This window comes from Paracoccus sp. 22332 (assembly GCF_052045125.1).
Classification (GTDB): Bacteria; Pseudomonadota; Alphaproteobacteria; order Rhodobacterales; family Rhodobacteraceae; genus Paracoccus; species Paracoccus haematequi_A.
The window spans coordinates 1-3,488 of sequence record NZ_JBQEOI010000099.1; the positions used below are offsets into that span (position 1 = coordinate 1).

The following is a 3,488-nucleotide window of genomic DNA, read 5'->3' on the forward strand; positions in this document are numbered from 1 at the left end:
GCGGCCCGCAACCAGTTCGCCATAATGTTCGGCGAGCGCTTCGACGCTTGAGTATCTGAAACCGCATGGACCGGGCCAGATACACAAAGTTCAGGACACTCCCGCCGCAAGAAATGGCAGGAGGAGCACGCTGCAGCCAAGCCGGCCCCCACAGGAAAGCGCGGTAAATGAACTTCCGCATCGCCGACACCTTCACCGACAGCCTCGCCCGCCTGACCGCACAAGAGCAGAAGGCCGCCAAGATCACCGCCTTCGACCTGCAATCGAATCCGGCCGGCAATGGCTTGTCGTTCCATAAGCTCGATCGGGCGAAGGACAGCAATTTCTGGTCGGTCCGCGTCAATGCCGATATCCGCATCATCGTCCACCGCACGGATGGCGGCATCCTGCTGGCTTATGTCGATCATCACGACGACGCTTATAAATAGGCCGAGCGGCGCAAGATTGAGCGCCACCCGACCACCGGGGCGATGCAGTTGGTGGAGGTGCGCGAGCGGATCGAGGAAATAGAGATCTATCAGCCGAAAGAGCCCGCTGCCCCAGCTGCACCGCGCCTCTTCGACAACCTGCGGAAGTTTGAATTGATGAGCTTCGGCGTGCCTGAGGATTTCCGATGTAGACGGTAATGCAGAAAACAGACGCGGCACTGTGTCGATTTTTGACGGCCCGTCGGGTATCGAACCCCTCTCGGAGTTCGTTGCTGATCTGATATCGTAATTGTCGAACAGTGTGAAAAGCTTCATACTGCGCATCTGAGTTCAGGCAAATGACGGCGGTTGCCTGCCCCCGCAACCACCGATACCAACAAACCCGTCGCGCCAGCGGCGGGTTTTTTCATTTTTTCAGTCTTTCCAAGAGCTTGACGCTCCGTCCATTCGAGGATCGTGCGCAGTTCGCCATGCAGCGTGGCGTAGAGTTCCCCCCGTTCCGGGCCGGGAGTCAGCACGATCTTCTCGATCAGGGCGCGCAAATCCTGCGACGCTTCCTGCCGCTCTTCCTTCCGGTTGAGGGCCTTCGTCAGCGCGACGACCTTCTTCGCATAGATGGCCGACGCACTCGGCAGAATGTCCGGCGTGTCCGCCGGCGCGTCGGCGAGCAGGGCCGTCAGTTCTTCCCTGCGCGCTTCCAGCCCGGTCATCTTCTCCTTCATCGACGGATGATACATGCCGTCCGCAATGGCCTCGACGATCTGCGCGATTCACGCTGGCCCATCTCGACGGCCTCGATCTGCGCCGCGCGGACGATGGCTGGCATGGCCTCTGGCGGGTGGATGGCGTCGCATCAGTTCTGGCTTCCCGAGGCGGTCCCGACGCGGCGGCGTTCTATGCCGTCACTCTGCCGATGGATTCCTTCCTCGAGCTGCGCGCCCATGCGGCGCGGCGCTTGTGGCGATCCCTGAACGGGCCGCACACCAGGCCCGGACTTCCGCGCCATGCCCCCGCAGATGCGGCAGTTCCATATTCTCTCCCTGCGCGCGCTTGACGCCAAACTGCATGGCGAAAGTCATCGCACTATCGGCGAAGTGCTGCTCGGGTTTCGCGGCGACAATATCGATTGGGAAAGTGATCCGCGCCGCAACAAGGTCCGCCGCTTGGTCGTCCATGGTCTTGCCATGATGAAAGGCGGCTACCGGCTACTGTTGCACTATCCGATCAAGCGTCGGCACGAATATCTCGCCAATGGCATCCGCGAGCGCGCCAGCGAATTGACCACGCTGGAGCTTGGCCCCGTCACCGAGATCGATCAGACCCGCAAGCTGTCCGCCGAGATCGGCCATGACCGTTTCACCCGCATCGACCGGGCGATGGCCGACGAGGCGGATGGCCGCTTCCTCGACCTGCGCCATGAGCGGTCCGATCACAAGCGCCAGTTCAACCGCGCCCTACGCCTGCGCCGCCTCGCCAAACTGGAGAGGATGGGGCTGGCGACCGAACACGCACCGGGTGTTTGGGAGTTGAGCGACCGCATGGAGCCGACCTTGCGCGAGATGGGAGAGCGTGGCGACATCATCCGCAACATGCACAAGGCGCTGAAGGCCGATGGCATGGAGCGCGACCCGCTCACTTTCCAAATCCATGACGAGCCGCCCGAGACGCCCATCGTCGGCCGCGTCGTCGACAAGTATCTGTCCGACGAGTTGGGCGAGAACCTGACCCTTGTGGTGGACGGGATTGACGGGCGGACGCACCATGTCGCCGGCATCGACCCGGCCCGCGTCGAGGATGCGCGGATCGGCAGCATTGTGGAGATCGGCCCGGCTGACACCGGGCAGCGACCATCCGACCAAAGCATCGGGGCCATTGCCGAAGATGGCGTCTATCGGCCGAGCCGCCATCTGGAGCAGGCGAAGTTCGAGGGCCGTGTTCCGGGCGGCGAATACGAGAAATATGTCGATGCCCATGTGCGCCGGCTGGAGGCGTTGCGCCGCGCCGGGATCGTCGAGCGGATCGACGCCGACCAATGGCGCGTCCCCGATGATTTCGAGAGCCGCGCCGCCGCCTACGATGCCGGGCGCAACCGGCAGGCCGGCGTTCGCGTCCTGTCGGCCTTCGACCTTGAAAAGCAGATCGGCGCGGACGGCGCCACCTGGCTTGATCGGCGACTACTATCCGCCGACGCATCGGATCTCGCCCCGGCCGGTTTCGGTCAACAGGTCCGCGAGGCGATGGACCAGCGCCGCGAGCATCATGTCAAACAGGGCGACGCCATGCGCAGCCGGGACGGCCGAATCTTCTACCGGCGCAATCTACTCGCCACCTTGCGCGAGTGGGAGGTTGCCCGCGTCGGTGCGGAGATGGCCGAGGGCAAGGCGCTGCCGTTCCGCGCCGCCAAGGATGGCGAGAGCGTCAGCGGCAGGTTCACCGGGACTGTCCAGCTAACGAGCGGCAAATTCGCCCTAGTCGAAAAGAGCCACGAGTTCACCCTTGTCCCATGGCGACCTGTCATCGACCGCCAGTTAGGCCGCGAGGTCATGGGAGTCGTGCAGGGCGGTTCCGTGTCGTGGCAGTTGGGATGGCGGCGGGGGTTGGGGTTGTGATGCGGGCAACTCTTGCGAATCAGATAAGTATATGGTTATCTGTTGGCATGATCCAGAATGACATATTCAAAGCTCTGTCCGATCCGACGCGCCGCTCGATTTTTGAGAAGCTGGCGTCTGGCAGCATGAACGCCGTCACCTTGCGGCAAGGCATGGAAATTAGCCAGCCTGCGATGTCGCAACATCTGTCTGTACTGCGCAACGCCAAGCTCGTGCGGGAAGAGCGTCATGGCCGGTATGTGAACTATGAGGTCGATCCGGAGGGGCTGGCGCTCATTGCGGAATGGCTGGCAAAGTATCGGGCTTACTGGCCAGCCCGGATTGATGCGTTGAAGGCTCTACTAACAGGGTGCTGAAGAAGTCGGGCCTTGGCCCCATGTGAAGAACATGATTCAGCCCTCGCAGGCTTTAGCGGGGGGCGGTAATGCGCGGAGCGGACGAGACGAGCGGA

At 62.6% G+C, this 3,488-nt stretch carries 4 protein-coding genes and 1 pseudogene; 4 read left to right on the plus strand and 1 reads right to left on the minus strand.

Annotation, left to right across the window (positions count from 1 at the left end; translation table 11 throughout):
- The first annotated feature begins 167 nt into the window (after window positions 1-167).
- Window positions 168-428 carry a type II toxin-antitoxin system RelE family toxin gene (locus ACTJI6_RS23820; RefSeq protein ID WP_440804221.1) on the plus strand — a complete coding sequence of 87 codons (261 nt, stop codon included), beginning with the start codon at window positions 168-170 and terminating at the stop codon, window positions 426-428.
- 311 nt (window positions 429-739) lie between these two features.
- Here ACTJI6_RS23820 and ACTJI6_RS23825 read toward each other — a convergent pair whose 3' ends face one another.
- Complete coding sequence (locus ACTJI6_RS23825) at window positions 740-1,138, minus strand: hypothetical protein (protein ID WP_440804224.1); 399 nt, start codon at window positions 1,136-1,138, stop codon at window positions 740-742.
- A 306-nt stretch (window positions 1,139-1,444) separates the two neighbouring features.
- On the opposite strand from ACTJI6_RS23825, the pseudogene ACTJI6_RS23830 reads away from it, so the two are divergent.
- From ACTJI6_RS23830 to ACTJI6_RS23840, 3 genes and pseudogenes are all read left to right on the plus strand, one after another.
- Window positions 1,445-1,585: pseudogene (locus tag ACTJI6_RS23830) on the plus strand (DNA -binding domain-containing protein); the annotation flags it as partial.
- Window positions 1,586-1,804: 219 nt separating this feature from the next.
- Complete coding sequence (locus ACTJI6_RS23835) at window positions 1,805-3,037, plus strand: DUF3363 domain-containing protein (protein ID WP_440804228.1); 1,233 nt, start codon at window positions 1,805-1,807, stop codon at window positions 3,035-3,037.
- A gap of 47 nt (window positions 3,038-3,084) precedes the next feature.
- Window positions 3,085-3,393: an ArsR/SmtB family transcription factor gene (locus ACTJI6_RS23840; protein WP_440804226.1), complete on the plus strand. Its 309-nt coding sequence runs from the start codon at window positions 3,085-3,087 to the stop codon at window positions 3,391-3,393.
- Window positions 3,394-3,488 lie beyond the last annotated feature (95 nt).